The sequence below is a fragment of the Candidatus Phytoplasma citri genome (genome assembly GCF_002009625.1).
Lineage (GTDB): Bacteria > Bacillota_I > Bacilli_A > Acholeplasmatales > Acholeplasmataceae > Phytoplasma > Phytoplasma citri.
The window spans coordinates 1-722 of record NZ_MWKN01000065.1 but is presented as its reverse complement, the minus strand read 5'-3'; the positions used below and the strand labels follow the sequence as shown (position 1 = coordinate 722).

Sequence of the window (722 nt, the reverse complement as noted above, 5' to 3'; positions counted from 1 at the left end):
CAGGCTTCTCCATCGAATTATTTGGTGGCGGCGTCTTTTTGACTAATTTGCTTTTGTCGCAACCCGCTTTTATAGTCTGCTGTAATCTGGCATACTTTCGTCTACCAAACCGACCATATCCTTTCAGGGTTTATTCGGCCCTGGCTATTGGTTAGATAGCGCGAAATTTAGGCCTCTTTGGCGCCCATTTAAATGACATGAAGGTTTAGAAGGATGAATGCGAGCTAAAAACAAAATTTCACTAGCATAAATATTTCCTATTCCTGAAATTACACTTTGATCTAATAAAACTTGTTTAATAACTCTATTAGTTTTTTGTAATTTATTATAAAAATCATTTAACAAAATTTCAAAAGGATCTTTAGCTAATTTACTTAAAGGACTTGTAATCAAATAATCATTATAATTATAAATTAAAAAACGTCCAAATTTACGAGTATCATAATAACTCATAACTATATCATTATCTAAATATAATCGCCAACATTCATGTTTATAAATATTATTACATAAATTAATAGGATTTAAATTAATTTTACCTTCCATGCGTAAATGACCGATTAAAACCAAGTTATCACTTAAAAAAAAAATTAAATATTTACCTTGACGCTTAACTTTTAAAAAAAATTTATTTTTAATTTGATTAAAATATTTTTTATTACCTATAACCGGTTCATAAAAAATATCTATATCTTTAATAATCGAGATAGATTAACGCGGTT

1 protein-coding gene is annotated in these 722 nt (G+C 27.8%); it reads right to left on the bottom strand.

Translation table 11 applies throughout. From position 1 onward, the window contains the following. Positions 1 to 144 precede the first annotated feature (144 nt). Positions 145 to 690, bottom strand: a complete 546-nt coding sequence (locus B2G44_RS01915; protein WP_338140330.1) for a DNA-formamidopyrimidine glycosylase family protein — start codon at positions 688 to 690, stop codon at positions 145 to 147. Between the last annotated feature and the right edge of the window lie 32 nt (positions 691 to 722).